General features: G+C 69.6%; 18 protein-coding genes. 11 read left to right on the plus strand and 7 right to left on the minus strand.

Annotation, left to right across the window (positions count from 1 at the left end; genetic code table 11):
- Window positions 1-12: 12 nt before the first annotated feature.
- The 3 genes from ACK4YQ_RS11640 to ACK4YQ_RS11650 are packed head-to-tail and all read left to right on the plus strand — an operon-like array spanning window position 13 to window position 2215.
- Complete coding sequence (locus tag ACK4YQ_RS11640) at window positions 13-789, plus strand: TatD family hydrolase (protein WP_409611542.1); 777 nt, start codon at window positions 13-15, stop codon at window positions 787-789.
- Window positions 786-1601 (plus strand): MBL fold metallo-hydrolase, encoded by an 816-nt coding sequence (locus ACK4YQ_RS11645; protein WP_409611544.1) that lies wholly within the window; start codon window positions 786-788, stop codon window positions 1599-1601. Before ACK4YQ_RS11640 ends, ACK4YQ_RS11645 begins: the two co-directional genes overlap by 4 nt.
- Window positions 1598-2215 (plus strand): phosphoribosylglycinamide formyltransferase, encoded by a 618-nt coding sequence (locus tag ACK4YQ_RS11650; RefSeq protein ID WP_409611546.1) that lies wholly within the window; start codon window positions 1598-1600, stop codon window positions 2213-2215. The genes ACK4YQ_RS11645 and ACK4YQ_RS11650 overlap by 4 nt, the downstream gene beginning before the upstream one ends.
- Here the strand turns inward: ACK4YQ_RS11650 and ACK4YQ_RS11655 are convergent.
- From ACK4YQ_RS11655 to ACK4YQ_RS11665, 3 genes are all read right to left on the minus strand, one after another.
- A complete protein-coding gene (locus ACK4YQ_RS11655; RefSeq protein WP_409611548.1) occupies window positions 2212-3576 on the minus strand; it encodes a flavin-containing monooxygenase in 1365 nt (454 codons plus the stop codon). The two genes, ACK4YQ_RS11650 and ACK4YQ_RS11655, sit on opposite strands and share 4 nt — an antisense overlap.
- 62 nt (window positions 3577-3638) lie before the next feature.
- The gene (gene cueR / locus ACK4YQ_RS11660) at window positions 3639-4055 is read right to left on the minus strand and encodes a Cu(I)-responsive transcriptional regulator (RefSeq protein ID WP_409611550.1); all 417 of its coding nucleotides are present in this window, start codon (window positions 4053-4055) and stop codon (window positions 3639-3641) included.
- Window positions 4052-6334, minus strand: coding sequence for a heavy metal translocating P-type ATPase (locus tag ACK4YQ_RS11665; protein ID WP_409611552.1), 2283 nt, complete (start codon window positions 6332-6334; stop codon window positions 4052-4054). Before ACK4YQ_RS11665 ends, cueR begins: the two co-directional genes overlap by 4 nt.
- Before the next feature lie 135 nt (window positions 6335-6469).
- On the opposite strand from ACK4YQ_RS11665, the gene ACK4YQ_RS11670 reads away from it, so the two are divergent.
- The 3 genes from ACK4YQ_RS11670 to ACK4YQ_RS11680 all read left to right on the plus strand — a co-directional run bounded on the left by ACK4YQ_RS11670 (window position 6470) and on the right by ACK4YQ_RS11680 (window position 10053).
- Window positions 6470-8176, plus strand: a complete 1707-nt coding sequence (locus tag ACK4YQ_RS11670; protein ID WP_409611554.1) for a copper resistance system multicopper oxidase — start codon at window positions 6470-6472, stop codon at window positions 8174-8176.
- Window positions 8173-9096 carry a copper resistance protein B gene (locus ACK4YQ_RS11675; RefSeq protein WP_409611556.1) on the plus strand — a complete coding sequence of 308 codons (924 nt, stop codon included), beginning with the start codon at window positions 8173-8175 and terminating at the stop codon, window positions 9094-9096. Before ACK4YQ_RS11670 ends, ACK4YQ_RS11675 begins: the two co-directional genes overlap by 4 nt.
- Before the next feature lie 84 nt (window positions 9097-9180).
- Window positions 9181-10053, plus strand: coding sequence for a universal stress protein (locus tag ACK4YQ_RS11680; RefSeq protein WP_409611558.1), 873 nt, complete (start codon window positions 9181-9183; stop codon window positions 10051-10053).
- Between the two features lie 99 nt (window positions 10054-10152).
- On the opposite strand, the gene ACK4YQ_RS11685 is transcribed toward ACK4YQ_RS11680, so the two are convergent.
- The 3 genes from ACK4YQ_RS11685 to ACK4YQ_RS11695 form a co-directional block, all read right to left on the minus strand.
- The gene (locus ACK4YQ_RS11685) at window positions 10153-10977 is read right to left on the minus strand and encodes a transglutaminase domain-containing protein (protein WP_409611560.1); all 825 of its coding nucleotides are present in this window, start codon (window positions 10975-10977) and stop codon (window positions 10153-10155) included.
- Between the two features lie 64 nt (window positions 10978-11041).
- Window positions 11042-11803, minus strand: a complete 762-nt coding sequence (locus ACK4YQ_RS11690) for a sulfite exporter TauE/SafE family protein (protein ID WP_409611752.1) — start codon at window positions 11801-11803, stop codon at window positions 11042-11044.
- Between the two features lie 24 nt (window positions 11804-11827).
- Window positions 11828-12151 (minus strand): ArsR/SmtB family transcription factor, encoded by a 324-nt coding sequence (locus ACK4YQ_RS11695; RefSeq protein WP_409611562.1) that lies wholly within the window; start codon window positions 12149-12151, stop codon window positions 11828-11830.
- 67 nt (window positions 12152-12218) lie between these two features.
- Here ACK4YQ_RS11695 and ACK4YQ_RS11700 point away from each other — a divergent pair, with 67 nt between their 5' ends.
- The 5 genes from ACK4YQ_RS11700 to mazG all read left to right on the plus strand — a co-directional run bounded on the left by ACK4YQ_RS11700 (window position 12219) and on the right by mazG (window position 17843).
- Complete coding sequence (locus tag ACK4YQ_RS11700; protein ID WP_409611564.1) at window positions 12219-13079, plus strand: MBL fold metallo-hydrolase; 861 nt, start codon at window positions 12219-12221, stop codon at window positions 13077-13079.
- A gap of 63 nt (window positions 13080-13142) precedes the next feature.
- The gene (locus tag ACK4YQ_RS11705; RefSeq protein ID WP_409611566.1) at window positions 13143-14948 is read left to right on the plus strand and encodes an acyclic terpene utilization AtuA family protein; all 1806 of its coding nucleotides are present in this window, start codon (window positions 13143-13145) and stop codon (window positions 14946-14948) included.
- Between the two features lie 106 nt (window positions 14949-15054).
- Window positions 15055-15564 carry a hypothetical protein gene (locus tag ACK4YQ_RS11710; protein WP_409611568.1) on the plus strand — a complete coding sequence of 170 codons (510 nt, stop codon included), beginning with the start codon at window positions 15055-15057 and terminating at the stop codon, window positions 15562-15564.
- Between the two features lie 67 nt (window positions 15565-15631).
- Window positions 15632-17035 carry an MFS transporter gene (locus tag ACK4YQ_RS11715; RefSeq protein WP_409611570.1) on the plus strand — a complete coding sequence of 468 codons (1404 nt, stop codon included), beginning with the start codon at window positions 15632-15634 and terminating at the stop codon, window positions 17033-17035.
- Window positions 17010-17843 (plus strand): nucleoside triphosphate pyrophosphohydrolase, encoded by an 834-nt coding sequence (gene mazG / locus ACK4YQ_RS11720; RefSeq protein WP_409611572.1) that lies wholly within the window; start codon window positions 17010-17012, stop codon window positions 17841-17843. The genes ACK4YQ_RS11715 and mazG overlap by 26 nt, the downstream gene beginning before the upstream one ends.
- Here mazG and ACK4YQ_RS11725 read toward each other — a convergent pair.
- Complete coding sequence (locus tag ACK4YQ_RS11725; protein ID WP_409611574.1) at window positions 17840-18274, minus strand: PaaI family thioesterase; 435 nt, start codon at window positions 18272-18274, stop codon at window positions 17840-17842. The genes mazG and ACK4YQ_RS11725 overlap by 4 nt on opposite strands.
- Window positions 18275-18339 lie beyond the last annotated feature (65 nt).

An 18339-nucleotide genomic window follows, 5' to 3' on the forward strand; every position in this document is an offset into this window, starting at 1 on the left:
CTCCCCGCCGCCATGCTGATCGACAGCCACGTCAATCTCCACGCGCACCAGTTCGACGCGGATCGGGACGAGGTGATCCACCGCGCCCGTGAAGCGGGCGTCGAACTGATGGTCAACATCTGCGACCGGGTCTCCAACTTCCCCGCCGTGCGCGCAGTGGCCGAAGCCGCCGACATCTGGTGCACCGTCGGAACGCATCCGCATGAAGCCAAGGAAGATCCTGCGCTTACGCCCGAGACCTTGTGCGCACTGGCTGGCGATCCGAAGGTCGTCGGAATTGGGGAGACCGGCCTCGACTTTCACTATGACCTCAGCCCCAGGGACGTGCAGGCGAAGGTCTTCCGCGCCCATGTGGAGGCCGCACGGCGCATGGGCCTGCCGCTGGTGGTCCACACCCGCGAGGCCGACGAGGTGATGGGCGACATCCTGGAGGAGGAGTACGCCCGCGCACCCTTTCGCATGCTGATGCACTGCTACACCTCCGGGGCGGAACTGGCCGCCCGCGCCGCCGCTCTTGGCGCCTGGTTCTCGGTGTCCGGCATCGCGACCTTCCGCACGGCGGAGGATGTACGGGCGATCATCCGGGACATGCCTGCCGACCGGATCATCGTGGAGACCGACTGCCCCTACCTGGCGCCCGTGCCCTATCGCGGCCGGCGCAACGAGCCGGCCTACCTGCCGCACGTTCTGGCCAAGCTCGCAGAGCTGCGCGGCTGGAGCCTCTCGGAGGCCGAGGGCCGCACGCAGCAGGCCTTCTTCGACCTCTTCGACCGGATACCGCGCCCATGACCGGGACCCTGGAGGTGACGATCCTGGGCTGCGGCTCCTCGGGCGGCGTGCCTCGGGCCGACGGCGACTGGGGAGCGTGCGACCCCGCCGATCCCCGGAACTTTCGCTCGCGCTGCTCGATGCTCGTGCGGCGCCGGGGCGCGTCGCCGGACGCGGAGACCACCATCATCGTCGACACTTCGCCGGACTTTCGGCTGCAGGCCGCCTCGGCGGGCGTCGCGCGGCTCGACGCGGTGCTGCTCACCCACGACCATGCCGACCAGATCCACGGGATCGACGACGTGCGCGCCTTCTTCATCCGCCAGCGCGCGCGCATTCCCCTGTGGTCCGACGAGGCGACGGAAGCCTCGCTCATGCGCCGCTTCGGCTACATCTTCGAGGCCGAGGGCGGCTATCCGGCGATCTGCGCCCATCACCGGCTGCCGGAGCACGGGCAAGCCTGGAGCATCGATGGTCCCTCCGGCGCCATCCCGGTGACGACGTTCGACCAGGACCACGGCGGCGTCCGCTCGGTCGGCTACCGCTTCGGCGGGGTGGCCTACTCCAGCGACGTCGTCGACCTCGACGATGCGGCCTTCGCCGCCCTCGAGAACCTGGACGTCTGGATCGTGGACGCCCTGCGCTGGCGGGCGCATCCCACCCACGCCCACGTGGACAAGGCCCTGGAGTGGATCGCACGGGCCAGACCCCGGCGGGCGATCCTGACCAACATGCACATCGACCTGGACTACGCCGAGCTGGCCGCCAAGCTGCCTCCCGGCGTGGAGCCGGCCGTCGACGGACTTCGCTTCGAACACGAGCTTCCCGCTTGAACACCCATGCTTCGCGCCCCCTTCGCCTGGGGTTCCTGGCCTCGCGCAACGGCTCGAGCCTGCGCGCCATCGTAGACGCCGCCAGGCTCGGCCGGCTGGACGTCGATCCGCGCATCGTCATCAGCAACAACAGCACCGCCGCGGCCCTGACCTTCGCTGCGGAGAAGGGCCTGGCGCACGCGTGCATTCCGACGCGCAGCGATCCGGCGGCGGCGGACCAGGCGCTGGTGCGGGCCCTGGAGGCCGCCGGAGTCGAACTCGTGGTGCTGTCGGGATACCTGCGGCGGCTCGGCCCCGCGACCCTCGCCCGCTACCGCAACCGGGTGCTCAACATCCATCCAGGCCCGCTGCCCCGCTTCGGCGGGGAGGGGATGTACGGCCGGCGGGTGCACGAGGCGGTGATCGCCTCCGGGGCGGCGGAAAGCGGGATCGCCATCCATCTGGTCGACGAAGAGTACGACCGGGGGCCGATCGTGGCCGCCCGCGCCGTGCCGCTGGAGCCCGGCGAGACCGTCGACAGCCTGGAAGCCCGCATCACCGCCCTCGAACCGGCCTTCTTCGTCGAGACCCTGCGGCGTATCGCCCAGGGCGAACTGAAGTTGCCGCCGGCCTAGGCCGTCGCGACGGCGCGAGCCGGCGTCGGCAGGGCGTATTCGGCGGCGCGCGCCCGCTTCTCACCTGCCGCGATCTCCTTCATCAGGTCGGCGCAGTAGAGGTTGAAGTCCACCTGGATCGTATGCCGCTTGGCCTTGTAGTAGTGGCCAAGGTGGATCTCTTCATCCTCGGCGATCACCCGGCGCATTTCCTCCGGCGAGGGCGGCCGGTACCGGCCGGTGAGGTAGGCCGCCGCCAGCTTGGACTGCTGCTCGGCGAAGTTCACCAGCGTCGGCAGCGGCTGAGCCAGCGCCATGTAGAAGAGGTTCGGCACGTCCGGATTCATCATCCGCTTGAAGAGCGGCAGCCGATGTTCCTCGTCCGGAACCAGCGCCGGGTCGTCGAAGAACGGAAAACGCATGTCGTAGCCGGTGGCGAAGATGATCGCGTCGACGTCCTCGACGCTGTCGTCGGCGAAGCGCACGCGCGTGCCCTCCAGCGCCTTGATGGCGGGCTTGAACTTCACGTCGCCGCAGCCCGCCCGTGTCAGGAACTCGCCGCTGACCGAGGGGTGGGCCTCCAGCGGCTCGTGGTCAGGTTTGGGCAGGCCGTAGTCCTCCATGTTGCCGATGGCTTTCTTGATGGCGCTGCGGGCCAGTCTTTGCCCCAGCTTGCGCGGCATCCAGGCCGGCATGGCGGATTTGTCGGCTGGTCGGCCGTTCATGTACTTGGGCAGCACCCAGACGCCGCGGCGGGCGGACACCCACAGGTTCTTGGCGATCGGCCGCTGGGAGAGTTCGGACGCAATGTCCATCGCCGAGTTGCCCATGCCGACGACGACCACGTTCTTGCCGCGCATGTCCACCGGGTCGAAAGGGGTGCGGTAGGCATGGCTGTGGAAGGCCGGGTTGTCGAACTCGCCGGGGTATTCGGGGATCCTCGGGCTCCAGTGGTGGCCGTTGCAGACGAACAGCACGTCGTAGGTGCGGGTCTCGCCGCTCGAGAGCGCGACCTCCCAGAGGCCCTCGCTCGTACGGCGCGCCTTTTCGACCACAGTGTTGAAGGTGATCGTCTCGCGCAGCCCGAAGTGATCCACATAGGCCTTGAAGTACTCGAAGAGTTGGCTGTGGTGCGGAAAGTCCGGCCAGTCCGCGGGCACGGGAAAGTCCTCGAACGCCAGGCGCCACTTGGAGGTGTCGATGTGCAGGCTCTCGTAGCAGGCCGACATCCCGTTGGGGTTCTTGTAGTACCAGTTGCCGCCGATCTCGTCGGACATCTCGAAGCAGTCGTACGGCACGCCCACATCCTTCAGCCGCTTGGCGGTCGTGAACCCGGAGCAGCCGGCGCCGATGATGCAGGCCTTGGGCAGGGCGGCGGCCATCTTGAACTCCCTAGCTTATCGTTGTTCAGCGAGCCTAGGCGCCGTCGACCGCCGCGCCAAGATCACCTGACGGCAGGTCCCGCAGGCTCCTTGCCGCCGGTCAGATCGGCCAGGATCGGACAGTCGGGCCGGTCGTCGCCGGCGCAGCAGCGGGAGAGTTCGCGCAGGGTGTCGGCCATGGCCGTCATCTCGGCGATCCGGGCGTCAAGGTCGGCCAGATGGCGGTCGGCGATCGCCTTGACCTCACGGCTGGGACGGTTCCTGTCCCGCCAAAGGGACAACAGATGCGTGATCTCGGCGATGGAGAACCCAAGGCCACGTGCGCGCTTGATGAAGCGGAGCTCGTTGATCTCGCGCGTCCCATATTCGCGATAGTTGCCTTCGCTCCGCCCGGCGGGTCGAACCAGGCCGATCTCGTCGTAGTAGCGGATCATCTTGGCGGTGACGCCGGTCGCGGCGGCGGCCTGGCCGATGTTCATGCGGCGCTCCCGATTGGCGGCTTGAAGGCCCGCAGGCGCAGGGCGTTGCCGACGACGCTGACGCTGGAGAGCGCCATCGCCCCCGCGGCGAACACCGGCGACAGCGCAATCCCGAAGACCGGATAGAGCGCCCCCGCGGCCAGCGGTATGAGCAGGATGTTGTAGCCGAAAGCCCAGCCGAGGTTCTGCGCGATGTTCCGCATCACCGAGCGACTGAGGGCGACCGCGGTAGCGACGGCCTGGGGATCGTCGCGCATCAGCACCACCTCGGCGCTCTCGATCGCGACATCCGTGCCAGCGCCCATGGCGACCCCGACGTCGGCGGCGGCGAGGGCCGGCGCGTCGTTGACCCCGTCGCCCACGAAGGCCACCGCTCCGTAGCGTCGGCGCAGGTCCTCCAGCGCCTCGACCTTTCCGGCTGGAAGGATCTCGGCGACCACCTCGTCGAGCCCGAGGCGCCCGGCGACCGCGTGGGCGGTGGCGGCGTTGTCGCCGGTGAGCATGGCGATCTTCAGACCCTGGGCGCGCAGCGACTCCAGCGCTTGGCCCGCCGTGGGCTTGATCGGGTCGGCGACCGCCAGGGCGGCGGCGGGCCGCCCGTCCACCGCCAGGTACAGGGGCGTCCTGGCCTGATCCGCCCACGCCTTGCCGGCCTCGAGAAGAGCACCGAGGTCGACCCCTAGGTCGCGCATGAACCGCTCCCCGCCGATGTCGACGCGGCGGCCGCCGACCCGAGCTCGGGCGCCGGCGCCGACCACGGCGTCGAATCCCTCGGCCTCGAGCCGCTTCAGCCCCCGTTCCTCGGCGGCCTCGAGGATGGCCCGGGCGATCGGGTGTTCCGACCGCGCCTCGACTGCGGCGGCCAGGGCCAGGGCCTCGCCGGCCTCGAACCCGTCGGCCGGCAGCAGGTCGGTCAGGGCAGGGCGTCCCGCGGTGAGCGTGCCGGTCTTGTCGAACGCCACCACCTTTACGTCTCGCAGGGCCTGGAGCGCCGCCCCCCGACGGAACAGCACGCCAAGCTCCGCCGCCCGGCCGGTCCCGGCCATGATCGAGGTGGGCGTGGCCAGGCCCATCGCGCAGGGGCAGGCGATGATCAGCACCGCCACGGCGTTCACCAGGGCGAAGGTGAGCGCGGGCTCGGGGCCAAAGACCAGCCAGGTGCCGAAGGTCAGGATCGCAGCGGCGATGACTGCGGGCACGAACCAGCCCGTGACCTTGTCCACGAGGGCCTGAACCGGCAGCTTGCCGGCTTGGGCCTGCTCCACCATGCGGATAATTTGGGCCAGCACGGTGTCCGAGCCGACCTTTTCGGCGCGGAAGCGGAACGCGCCGGTCGTGTTGAGCGTGCCGCCGGTGACCGGCGCGCCCGGCGCCTTCTCCACCGGAACCGGCTCGCCGGTGATCATCGACTCGTCGATGAACGACCGCCCCTCCACCACCTGGCCGTCCACCGCCACCCGCTCTCCAGGCCGTACGGCGATCAGGTCGCCGGCTCGCAGGTCGTCGATCCCGACATCCTGCTCGCCAGCCTCGCGCACCACCCGGGCGGTGCGGGGCTGCAGGGTCATCAGCCGGCGGATCGCCGCCCCCGTGCGCCCGCGGGCCTGAGCCTCGATGAGGCGGCCCACCAGGATCAGGGTGGCGATCACGGCGGCCGCCTCGAAATAGACATGGCGCGCCGCGGCCGGGAACAGCTCGGGCGCGAACGTCACCGCGGTGGAATAGGCGAACGCCGCGCCTGCCCCCATCGCCACCAGGGAGTTCATCTCAGGCGCGCCCCTAAGCAGGTTCGGAACGCCGATGCGGAAGAAGCGCAGGCCGGGCCAGAACAACACCAGGCCGGCCAGGACAAAGCTGGCCACGCGCCACCCGGTCTCGCCCAGGGCCGACGTCACCGCGTGATGCACGCCCGGCGACAGGTGGCCGCCCATCTCCACAGCCAGAAGCGGCAGGGTCGCCGCGGCGGCGATGACCGTGTCGCGTTTTAGGGCGCGGATGTCCTTCGCCCGCTCGGCTTCGGTCTCGGCGCCGTGATCATGGCCGCTGTGGCGGTGCGCGCCGACGTCAGGCAGGTCGGCGCGGTAGCCGAGTCCGCGGATGGCCGCGACGACCGCTTGCGGCTCGCCATGACCTGAGAACTCCACATGCGCCCGCTCGGTCGCCAGGTTGACCGAGGCGTCCGCCACCCCCGGCACGGCCTTGATGGCCCGCTCGACCCGCGACACGCAACCGGCGCAGGTCATCCCCCGTACCGGTATATCGAGGCTGTGCGTGGACATGGCGAACCTCCTGACGATCGTCGCCGCATTCACATGGGGATTCCCATCATGGGAAGGTCAAGGCCGGAATCCGCGCTTGACCTTCCAGCCGTGGGAAGCCGCATGAGTGGCCGCGCAAGAGTAGGGACGCGTGACATGAACGACATCGACCGGCGGCGGTTGCTGGCCATGGCCTCGGCGCTCGGAGGCGCGTCGGCGATATCGGGCCTGCTTCCGGCGTGGGCCCGCGCCGGGACGCGGGGCGCGGCCGAGGCGCTGAACGGACCCGACATCGCGTTGACGGTGGACCACGCTGCGGTGCGCATCGATGGCCGGCCGGGCCACGGCGTCGCCGTCAACGGCTCCGTGCCCGGCCCGCTGATCAGGCTGAAGCAGGGTCAGGCGGCTCGGATCGCTGTCACCAATCGCCTGCACGAGGACACCTCGATCCACTGGCACGGACTCCTGGTGCCCCACCAGATGGACGGCGTTCCCGGCCTCAGCTTCCCCGGAATCCGGCCCGGGGAAACCTTCGTCTACGAGTTTCCCGTCGTGCAGGCGGGGACCTACTGGTACCACAGCCATTCCGGCCTGCAGGAACAGCAGGGCCACTATGGCCCGATCATCATCGAGCCGGCGTCGGCCGATCCGGTGGCGGCCGAGCGCGAGCACGTCGTCGTTCTTTCCGACTACGCCTTCATGCATCCGCACGAGATCATGCGGAAGCTCAAGGCCGAACCCGGCTACTTCAACCGCCAAAAGCAGACGCTCTCCGGGCTCCTGGCCGGCCGCGACCAGGACCTGGACGAGCGCATCGCCTGGGCCGGCATGCGCATGGATCCGACCGACATCCTGGATGTCACCGGCGCGGTCTACACCTATCTCGTCAACGGCCACGGCCCCGCAGACAACTGGACGGGCCTGTTCGCGCCGGGGGAGCGGGTGCGCCTGCGCATCATCAACGCCGCGGCGATGACGATCTTCAACGTGCGGATTCCGGGCCTCGCCCTTACCGTCGTCCAGGCAGATGGGCAGAACGTTCAGCCGGTCGAAATCGAAGAATTCCAAATATCTCCGGCCGAAACCTACGACGTTGTGGTAACCCCGGAAGACCGCGCCTATACGCTGGTGGCCGAGGCCGCAGACCGCTCTGGCCTGGGCCGCGCCACCCTTGCGCCGCGCCCCGGCATGGCCGCCGCCACGCCGCCGTTGCGATCACGCCCAGTGCTGACCATGCGCGACATGGGAATGGACCACTCGGGAATGGACCACTCGGGGATGGATCACGCAGGCATGGGCCACGCCGCCATGACGGCCCCGGCCGCAGGCGAGGCGAAGATTCCGCGAGGTCCCGGCGTGCAGATGCTCGCCGCCATGCCCGCGGACCGCACAGGCGAGCCGGGGCAGGGGCTTCAGGACGCCAATCACCGGGTCCTGGTCTATCGGGACCTCGTCGCCCTGGAGCCCAATCCCGATCCCCGGCCGCCTGCTCGCGAGGTGGAGATCCACCTCACCGGCAACATGGAGCGGTTCATGTGGGGCTTCGACGGCGAGAGCTTCGGGCCGCTCACCAAACCCATTCCGTTCCGGCGCGACGAACGTGTGCGGGTGATCCTCGTCAACGACTCGATGATGGCCCATCCCATCCACCTGCACGGTCACTTCTTCGAAGTGGTCACGGGGCGTCCCGGCCGCCATCCGCGGAAGCACACGGTGACGGTCGCCCCCGGGGGCAAGGTGGCGTTCGACCTGACGGCGGACGCGCCGGGGGACTGGGCCTTCCACTGCCACCTTCTCTACCACATGCACGCCGGCATGATGAACGTGGTGACGGTTCGCCCGATGGATGGAGACGCCCGGTGAAGCCTCTGATGCTAGGCGCCTTTCTCGTGCTGTCTTCCGGCGGCGCCGCCCTCGCGCAGCACGACCATTCCGGCCACGCCCCAGCGGCGCCCGCCGATCCGCACGCCGGTCACGGGCCCACCCAGGCGCCGGCGGATCCGCACGCCGCACACGCCATGCACGGTCTGCCTGCGTCGGCGCCCGAGGCCTCCGGCGTTCCGCAGCCGCCCCGCGACCATGCGGCTGACGCCTTCTTCCCGTCCGAGGAGATGGCGCGGGCCCGCGCACAGCTGCGCCGCGAGCACGGCGGCGCATCGGCCTGGAGCGTACGCCTGGACCGGGGCGAGGCCCGCCTGGGCGGGGAGGGGGACGCCTACGCCTGGAATGGCGAAGCCTGGATCGGGGGCGACATCCATCGCCTGGCCCTCAAGACCGAAGGCGAGGGGGCTTTCGACGGCGACCTGCGCGAGGCCGAGGTCCAGGCGTTGCTGTCGCGCGCGGTCAGCCCGTATTTCGACCTGCAGCTCGGCGTTCGTCAGGACTTTCAGCCTCGGCCGAGGCGCACCTGGCTGGCGGCGGGCGTCGAAGGCGTCGCGCCCTACTGGTTCGACGTCTCGGCGGCGGTGTTCCTCTCCGATCGCGGTGAAGTCACGGCGCGCCTTGAGGGCGACTACGACTTGCGCATCACCCAGCGGCTGGTTCTCCAGCCGGCCGCCGAGGTCAACTGGGCCGCCGAGGACGCGCCGGACCTGCAGCGCGGCGCAGGCGTCACGGACGCCGAGCTCGGCCTGCGCCTGCGCTATCACCTCGCCAGGGAACTCGCGCCCTATGTCGGCGTCGTCCACACCCGCAGGTTCGGCGAAACGGCCGATCTGGCCCGTCGGGCGGGGGAAGCTCGCCACGACACCGCCGTCGCGGTGGGGGTGCGCGCCTGGTTCTAGGCGGTACGATTTGAGGCGGGTCAAGGCCCACCCGGGGCCTGCGGGTGCTAAGAAGGCTGCTCACGTCAACCGAAGGAGCCGCCCATGGCCGAGTTCCCGCCGAACTCCGGAGACCTGGAGATCGTCCTGGCGAGCGACCTGGGATGCCGATGCGACAGGGCGCTGGACAGGGCCCGCGCCCTGGCCGCGGCCTGGCGCGCCCGTCTTCGCCTTGTCATCGCGGTGGAGGACGACTTCCACGATCCCTCGTGGCGCTCGGCGCGCCATCACCTGATCGAGCAGGCCGGCGCCGATCTTGCGGCCGAGTTCCAGGACGACGCCATCGACTGGACCCTGGACGTAGCCGCCGGCGATCCCGCCGAAGTCGTCATGGCCGCCGCCGCCCAGTCCGGCGCGCGGCTCATCGTGACCGGCGTGGCGCGCAATGAACTGATGGGACGCAACGATCCCGGGCGAATGGCGAGGACGCTGATGCGCCGCGCCCCCGCGCCGGTGCTGGTCGTCAAACGCAGGCCGCATGACCCTTATCGCAGGATGATGGCGCCGACGGACTTCTCCAGGGCTTCCGAACTCGCGGCCGCCGAGGCCATGCGCCTGTTTCCGGATGCGACTTTGACGCTGCTGCACGGCTATCGCGTGCCGTTCTCCGGGTTCATCAGCGAACCGGCGAACCAGGACGAGATGCGGGAGGAAGCGCTGGAAAATCTGGCCGAGTTCCGCAAGCGGCTTCAGGTCCGCGCGGGCGGCCGAGAGCCGCTGACGGCGCTTGTGGAATACGGCTCGGTGGAAGAGCTCGAAGCCGACTACGTGCGCAGCCATGCGCCGGACCTAGTGGTGCTCGGCGCGAAGCGGACCGGACGTTTCGGCGGCCAGGGCGCGGCGGATCGCTTGCTGCTCGGGGCCCGCTGCGACGTGCTGATCGTGCCGGAAGCCAGCCAGGCCGCAGAGGCGGCCTGACCACGCCGGGAGCTCCCATATTTCCGATAATCTTCCTTAGGCGATGATTTGGCGCGGCCGGACGGCGGCGACCTCTTGCGGCGTCCCCGCCTGCGCTTCTCAGCGGTTCGACACCTGCGCCACCGTGGAGAGCTTCGCGGCCCCGGCGGCAAGGATGTGAAATCCCGACAACCGGCCGAACGTCACCGGCCCTTCGGCGCCCTCGAACACGAGGTCCCGGCCGGCGGCCAAGGCGAAGCGAAATCCCGGCTTCGGATTGAAGAGCGGCCGGACGGGCCCAAGATCATACTTGAGGTGGTGCGAGATGTCCCAGTGGTGGGGCGCGTCCTCCGCCCGCACCACGAACCAGCAATGGCCAGGCTGGGATTGGACCGTGCCCTCCTTGAAGAACACCCCGGAAACATAGGCGGCCTCGACGCCCGCCGCGCGCATGGCCGCCACGGCGTAGCTGTGGGTGTCCACGCAGGTCCCCAGATGCGTGTCGCACCAGAGCGCGCCCATCTCGTCGCTGTCGTCGCCGAGCCCGACGTCCCGCACCCCATAGGCGAAGCGTGACTCGACGTGCCGCACGATCCGGGTGACCCGCTCGGCCGGTGCGAGGCGCTGTGGCGCGGTTTCCGCCATGAGGGCCACGAGGTCGTCAGACGGGGTCTCATGGCGCCCGCGGTCGCCCGCGAAGATCCATTCGGGGAAGTCGCCGGGGGCTTCCTCCACTTCGAAGCGAACCTGTGGCCGGGCCCCTGCTCTCGCGGCCAGGCGCAGGGCCTGCTGCCCGCGCCCCTGAGCCGTCACGACGCTGACAATTGCGGCCTCCTCCACCTCGAAGCCCTTGAACCGCTGTTCGGGCGTATCGAATGGCAGGGCCAGAAGCAGCTCGCAGGATTGGTCCATCGGCTTTTCGGTGGACAGGCGGATCGTGGCCATGGCGCCTCCTTGGTCCGCCACTGGCTAGGTCCGATCGGTGACGCGCCTGCGACGACGAAGCGGCCTAAGCGCCGACAACTGCGCGCCACGCCACATAGACGGCCACCAGCAGGACCAGGCCTGCGAAGAGGCTCCGGGCCAGCCGCGCCCGCGCCGCCAGCCGGCGCGCGCCCTTGAGACCGAGCCAGCCACCGACAGCTCCCCCGGCGACGAACAGCCCGGCCGCCGGCCAGTTCACCAGGCCCGAGACCGCATAGTTGACGGACGTGGCGGCGCCGAAGATCGCCACGGACAGAAGCGAAGACGCTGAGGCGTTGGCCAGGGTCATCCCTGCCGCGCTCATCAGACCGGGCACGATCAGGAAGCCGCCCCCGATCCCGAAGAAGCCGGCGGCGAAGCCGGTGAGCAGGCCCATGGGGGCCAGGCGCGCGACCAGCGGCCAGGTGATGTGCACCGCCGGGTCCCCCTCGCCCTTCGGCTTCCGCAGCATCGACAGCGCGATCGCCGCCATCGCGAAGGCGAAGAACAGGAGCAGACGCTGGCCGTCGACCGCCTTGGCCAGGCTGGACCCCGCGAACGAGCCCAGCAGTCCGGCCGCGGCGAAGACGCTCGCACACGGCCACTTCACTCGCCCGCTGCGGCTGTGGCCCAGAAGGTTGATCGCCGCGTTGACCGCGACCGCCGCCGCCGAGGTGCCGATCGCCACATGGGTGTCGCCGATCCCGACAACATAGAGCAGCAACGGGGTCGCCAGCACCGAGCCGCCCCCGCCGAACAGCGCCAGAAGAAGGCCGACGACTGCGCCGCTGCCAATGGCCAGCATCATCGATGCGGAGGTCAGGTCCACGGCTCAGCGCCCTTCGCGGCGGCGCTGCATGACCCCCGCGAGCGCCTCGACCAGGCTAAGCGCGTCCGGATCTGCGATGCCGTAGAAGATCGTCTGGCCCTGGCGGCGCGTGGAGACGATGCGGTCGCTCCTCAGCCGCGCCAGATGCTGCGACAGGGCCGATTGGGAGAGCCCCACCCGCTCCGCGAGCTGGCCTACCGAGAGTTCGCCGGTCCGCAGCGCGCAAAGCACCAGCAGCCGATGCTCGTTGGCCAGCACGCGCAGCAGGTCGGCGGCGGCGCGGGCGTCGGCCTCAAGTTCGCGGACAAGGTGGTTCGGCGTTCTCATAACAGCAATATATATGTATTTGCTAATTTAGCAATAATGCATATATTGGCCTCGAAAGGAGCCTCATATGCCTGTGCAGCAACAAGCCTTCTTCCACGAGGCCACGTCCACGGTGACCTACCTCGTGTGGGACGAGCGCACGAAGGAAGCGGCCGTGATCGACCCAGCGCTCGACTACGAGCCCAAGGCGGCGATCGTCTCGACCGAGTCGGCGGACGCGATTCTCAAGGCGATCACAGACCGCGGCCTGAAGCTCCGCTACGTCCTGGAGACCCACGCCCACGCCGACCACCTCACGGCGGCCCAGCACATTCGCAAGGCCACGGGGGCCGAGGTGGTGATCGGCGAGCACATCACCCAGGTCCAGGCCCACTTCGCGCCCGTCTTCGGGGCGGACGACGTCACGCCGGACGGCTCGGCCTTCGACCGTCTGGTCGCCGACGGGGACGAGTTGCCCCTCGGCGACGCCAAGGTCCGCGTGATGCACACCCCCGGGCACACCGCGGCGTGCGTCACCTACCTGATCGACGACGCCGCCTACGTCGGCGACACCCTGTTCATGCCCGACTACGGCACGGCGCGGACCGATTTCCCCGGGGGCGACGCCCATGCGCTCTACCGCTCCATTCACAGGATTCTGGAGCTTCCCCCGCAGACCCGGATCTTCGTGGGGCACGACTATCTGCCGGAGGGCCGCAAGGCCTTCGCCTGGGAGACCACGGTGGCTGAAGAGCGGACCCGCAACATTCACGTCCACGACGGCGTGAGCGAAGCGCAGTTCGTGGAGCATCGCCAGGCTCGCGACGCGACGCTGGCCCCGCCAGTGCTGATCCTGCCGTCGCTGCAGGTGAACATCCGCGCCGGCGCCCTGCCCCCGCCCACGGCCGAAGGCAAGGTCTTCCTCAAGCTGCCGGTGACGAGGGCCTGACCGCCGCCTTGCTTTCCGTGGTGGCAGGCGCCCTCCTGTACGGCCCCAAGGGAGGATGCGGTCATGGCGAAGGTGGTGAAGATCGGCGGCGCGGGCGGCTTCCTGGGGGACTCCTCCGTGGCCGCGCCGCAGCTCCTTCGGGCCGGCGGGCTGGACTACATCATCCTCGACTACCTGGCCGAAGCGACCATGGCCGCCCTCGGCCGGATGAAATTGGCCAATCCGTCCGAAGGTTACGCCCGCGACTTCACTGAGTGGGTGTGGAAGGGCAACCTGCGGGAGCTGAAGACCCGTGGGGTGCGCATCGTCACCAACGCCGGCGGGGTCAATCCGCAGGCCTGCCGCGCCCGCATGGAGGCCCTCGCCCGCGACGCCGGCCTTGAGTTCAAGATCGCGGTCGTGGAAGGCGACGACCTGACGCCGCGCCTTGACGAACTCGCCGGCCGCGGCCTCACCGAGATGTTCACTGGCGCGCCGTTTCCCGACCCTGCCCGGGTGTTCACCGCCAACGCCTATCTGGGCGGGCGGCCGATTGCGGCGGCCCTGGCCGCCGGCGCGGACATGGTCATCACGGGCCGAGTGGTGGACAGCGCCCTCACCCTCGGGCCGCTCATGCACGAGTTCGGCTGGAGCGACGCCGACCTCGACCGCCTGGCCGCAGGCTCCCTCGCCGGCCATGTCATCGAATGCGGCGCCCAGGCCACCGGCGGCCTCTTCACCGACTGGCAGGATGTGCCGGACTGGGCCCACATCGGCTACCCGATCATCGAGTGCCTTGCGGACGGCACGTTCACGGTGACGAAGCCGGCCGGCACGGGCGGCCTAGTCTCCCCGGCGGCGGTGGCGGAGCAGATCCTCTATGAAGTGGGCGATCCGCAGGCCTACGCCCTGCCCGATGTCGTTTGCGACTTCAGCGCCGTGACGGTGCAGCAGGCCGGCCCGGACCGCGTGCTTGTCGCCGGCGCCAGGGGATATCCGCCGAGCGGCTGCTACAAGGTCTGCGTCACCTTCAACGACGGGGCCCGCTTCCTGGGCGCCATGCCCGTGGTCGGCCGCGACGCGGCCGCCAAGGCCGAGCGTCAGGCGCAGGCGGTGCTGGAGCGGGTCGGCGAGCTGCTGCGCGACCGCAACCTGCCGCCGTTCCGCGACACGCGCGTGGAGATCCTGGGGGCGGAGGCCAGCTATGGCGCCAATGCTCGACCGGACGCCCGGGCCACGCGCGAAGTCGTGGCGCGTGTCGGCGCAGAGCATGAGGACGCCGCCGCCCTGCAGTTGATGATGCGCGAGTTCGCCTCGCCCACCACCTCGATGAGCGTCGGCTCCACCGGCTGGTTCGGCGGCCAGCCGACGATCTCCCCGGTCAGCCGCGTGTTCTCGGTCCTGATCCCGCGCCAGGACGTTCCGGTGGTCGTCGACCTTGGCGGGGAGCGGATCGAGGCCAGCGCGGAAGCGCCAGCGGCGACCTTCGATCCAGAGCAGGTGGAGCGGCCGAAGTCGCCCCCCGCCCCCGAGCCCCGGAGCGCGATGACCAAGGTTCGCCTCATCGAGCTCGCCTGGGCCCGGTCCGGCGACAAGGGCGATGCGTTCAACGTCGGGGTGATCGCCCGCAAGCCGGAGTTCCTGCCCTGGATCCGCGCGGGCCTCACCGAGGCGCGGGTGAAGGACTGGTTCGCCCACGAGTTCGAAGGGGCCGCCGCGCCCAAGGTCGTCCGCTACGAGGCGCCGGGCCTGAACGCCCTGAACTTCCATTGCATTCAGTCGCTCGGGGGAGGCCAGTTCGCCAGCCTTCGCCTGGATCCCCTGGCCAAGGGCAAGGCGCAGCAGCTTCTCGACATCGACATCGAGGCGCCCGCCGACCTCCTCGGCTGACGCGCCGGGCGACGTGAAATTCTCGTCATGCAGGCGGTCCGCCCTCGTTCGGCCGCAAGCGTCGCCCTATGTTCTGCGGACGTTGCAAGAGCTCGGGAGCCCCCACATGCGCGTCCTGCCCCTCGCCACCGCCCTCGCCGCCCTGTCGCTCGCCACGGGCGCTTCGGCCGAGACCTTTTCCAGCCACACGGCGCCGGAAGTCAGCGTCGCCCTGAGCCCCAAGCTGGAGAAGCTCGCCCAGGAAAAATACGGCCTGCGCGACGTCAACGAGCTCGCCCAGGAGCTCCAGCACGACGTGCAGCGCGAGCTGGCGCGCACCGGCGTGCTGGCGGGCGGCCGCGCCGAACTGGTCCTGGTCGATGCGCAGCCGAACCGGCCGACCTTCAAGCAGCTCGGCGACACGCCGGGCCTGTCGTTCCACAGCTTCGGCGTCGGCGGAGCCCGGATCGAAGGCAAGCTGATCGCCCTGGACGGGACGGTCACGCCGGTCAGCTACAGCTGGTACGAGAGCGACATCCGCAATGCGCGGATGAACACCACCTGGGCCGACGCAAACTGGACGATCGACCGGTTTGCCCGCCGCCTCGCCCGCGGCGAGGTTCTCGCCAGCCGATAACGCCGATAGGCCTTGCCCAGGCGGGCGGCGCGCTGTCTGATCCGCGCCGCTCATTTGGGGAATGTTCATGACGACCGAGCGGCGCTCGAATTTCACCTTGGCGGCCCTGGCCGCGCCGTGCCTGCCGCTCGCCGGGCTTGGCCTGCCGCTCGTCGTCTACCTGCCTGAGTTCTACGCCAGCGAACTTGGCCTCAGCCTCACGGCCGTGGGCACGGCCTTCATGGCGGTGCGGCTGCTGGACATGGGATTCGATCCCTTCATCGGGGCGGTGATGGACCGCACCCGCAGCCGCTTCGGGCGCTTCAAGCTGTGGTTCGCGATCGGCGCGCCGATCCTGATGCTGGCCTCCTACATGCTGTTCATGGCCAAGCCGGGTGTGACCGAGCTCTATCTCTGGTTCTGGCTCCTCGTGGTTTACGCCGGCTTCTCCATCGCCACTCTGGCTCAGCTCGCCTGGGCCGCGGTGCTCTCGCCGAACTATGACCAGCGATCGCGGATCTACGCCTTCTGGCAGGCCGGCAACGTCGTCGGCATGATCCTGGTGCTCACCCTGCCGGCCCTGCTCCCGCTCATGGGGATCAAGGGGCACGCGGCTGGCGTTGCCGCCATGGGCTGGTTCATCGTGGCCCTGATGCCCCTGACGGTCGGCCTGGCCCTCTGGCGCGTGCCCGAGCCGCGCATCACGGCGAAGGCCGAGCACGCGGGCGTCAAGGAGTACCTGAGCCTGCTGCGCCGGCCTTCGGTCGTGCGGATTCTGGTGGCGGACCTGCTGATCGGCACCGGGCCGGCGATCACCGGCGCCTTGTTCTTCTTCTTCTTCGAGCGGGTGAAGGGCTTCGACAAGGGCATGGCCAGCGGCCTGCTCCTCATCTACTTCATCGGCGGTCTGTTGGGGGCGCCGCTGTGGACCTGGCTGTCCTACAGGGTCGGCAAGCACCGGGCCCTGGCGATTTCCGGGGTGGTCTATGCGGCCCTGACGATGGCCTCGCTGGCCATCCCGGTCGGCAACTTCCCAATCGCCGCCCTCCTGATGTTCCTCATCGGGGTGCCCTATGCGGCGGGCGCGTTCCTGCTCCGGGCGATGATGGCCGACATCGGCGACGAAGAGCGGCTGGAGAGCGGCGTCGACCGCACCGGCCTGCTCTACGCCCTGCTGGCGGGCACTGTGAAGATCGGCGCCGCGGCGGCCGTCGGCGTCACCTTCCCGCTGCTTCAGGCGTTGGGCTTCGATCCGACGTCCGAGGGCGTGGACAGCGGCCTCGCGGGCCTGGCGCTGCTGTTCGCGGCCATTCCCGCCGGCATGTCCTTGCTGGCGAGCTGGATCGTGCTGGGCTTCCCGCTCACCGCCGAGCGCCACGCCGAAATCCGCGCCGCCCTGGCTGAACGGGACCTGGCCGACGCCGCCCCCGAGATGTCCGCCGACCCGCTGATCAGCGAGGAGATCCATGTCGCAGCCCGACCGGCGGAATAGCGTCGCACCCTCGCTCGAGGCGGCCAGGCCCATAGATCGCCTGCTGGCGATCATGGCGCGGCTGCGCGACCCGCAGACGGGCTGCGCATGGGACCTGGAGCAGACCTTCGCCTCCATCGCCCCCTATACCGTCGAGGAGGCCTATGAGGTCGCCGACGCGATCGAACGCGGCGACCTGGCGGACCTGAAGGAGGAACTCGGCGACCTGCTGCTGCAGGTGGTCTTCCATTCCAGGATGGCGGAGGAGGACGGCCACTTCGCCTTCGACGATGTGGCGAACGCGATTTCCGCCAAGATGATCCGCCGCCATCCTCACGTGTTCGGAGACGCGGACTATCGCTCCAGCGCCGAGCAGACCGAGGCCTGGGAGGAAACCAAGGCCGCCGAGCGGGCGGACAAGGGGCGCAACGCCAGCCTGCTGGACGACGTGCCCGCGGGCCTGCCGGCCCTGACCCGCGCCGTGAAGCTGACCAAGCGCGCCGCACGCGTCGGCTTCGATTGGCCGCACGTCGATTTCGTGCTCGCCAAGCTCGAGGAGGAGATCGGCGAGCTGCGCGCCGAGATCGCCGCAGGCGATGCGGCGCTGGCTCGCGAGGAACTGGGCGACGTCCTCTTCGTCATGGCCAACCTCGCCCGCAAGCTCGACATCGAGCCGGAGGACGCCCTGCGCTCCACCAACGCCAAGTTCGCCCGCCGCTTCCGCTTCATTGAGGCCGCCCTGGCCGAACGCGGCAAGACGCCGGAGCAGTCCGACCTGGACGAGATGGACGCCCTGTGGGACGCCGCCAAGGCGGCGGAGAAGGCCTAGGCCGGCCGGTCGTCGGCCTGGATGATCTGCTGCGCGGTCGCCCGGGCGATGAGTTCGCCGTCGGGGCGGCAGAAATCGACTTCGACGGACACCATGCGCCGGGTGCGCGCCACGACGCGGCCAGCGATCTCGAGCGGATAGGCCCTCCCGACGCGGAAGAACTGGACCGACAGGAGGGTCGTGCGGAACGTCTCCTCCTCCCCCATCACAGTCATGGTCGCGAAGGCGGCCGACTGGTCCGCGAGGGCGGCGAGATGGCCGCCGAACAACGATCCGTCAGGGCCGATCACTGTCGGATCCGGCGACCAGGTCTTGCGCGACCAGCCCTCGCCCCAGTCGTCGAGCAGCCCCATGCGCAAGGTCTGGGTGACCAGGGGGACCTCGGCCGTTCCGGCCTTCAGGGCGTCCAACCGTTCGATCCACCAATTCATGCCGTCCTCCTGTTGGCGACGACTTTCCGAGCTAAGCTCAGGTTTCGGTACTCGCATTTGGGAGG

Source organism: Phenylobacterium sp. (assembly GCF_046291545.1).
In the GTDB taxonomy this organism is placed as follows: domain Bacteria; phylum Pseudomonadota; class Alphaproteobacteria; order Caulobacterales; family Caulobacteraceae; genus Phenylobacterium.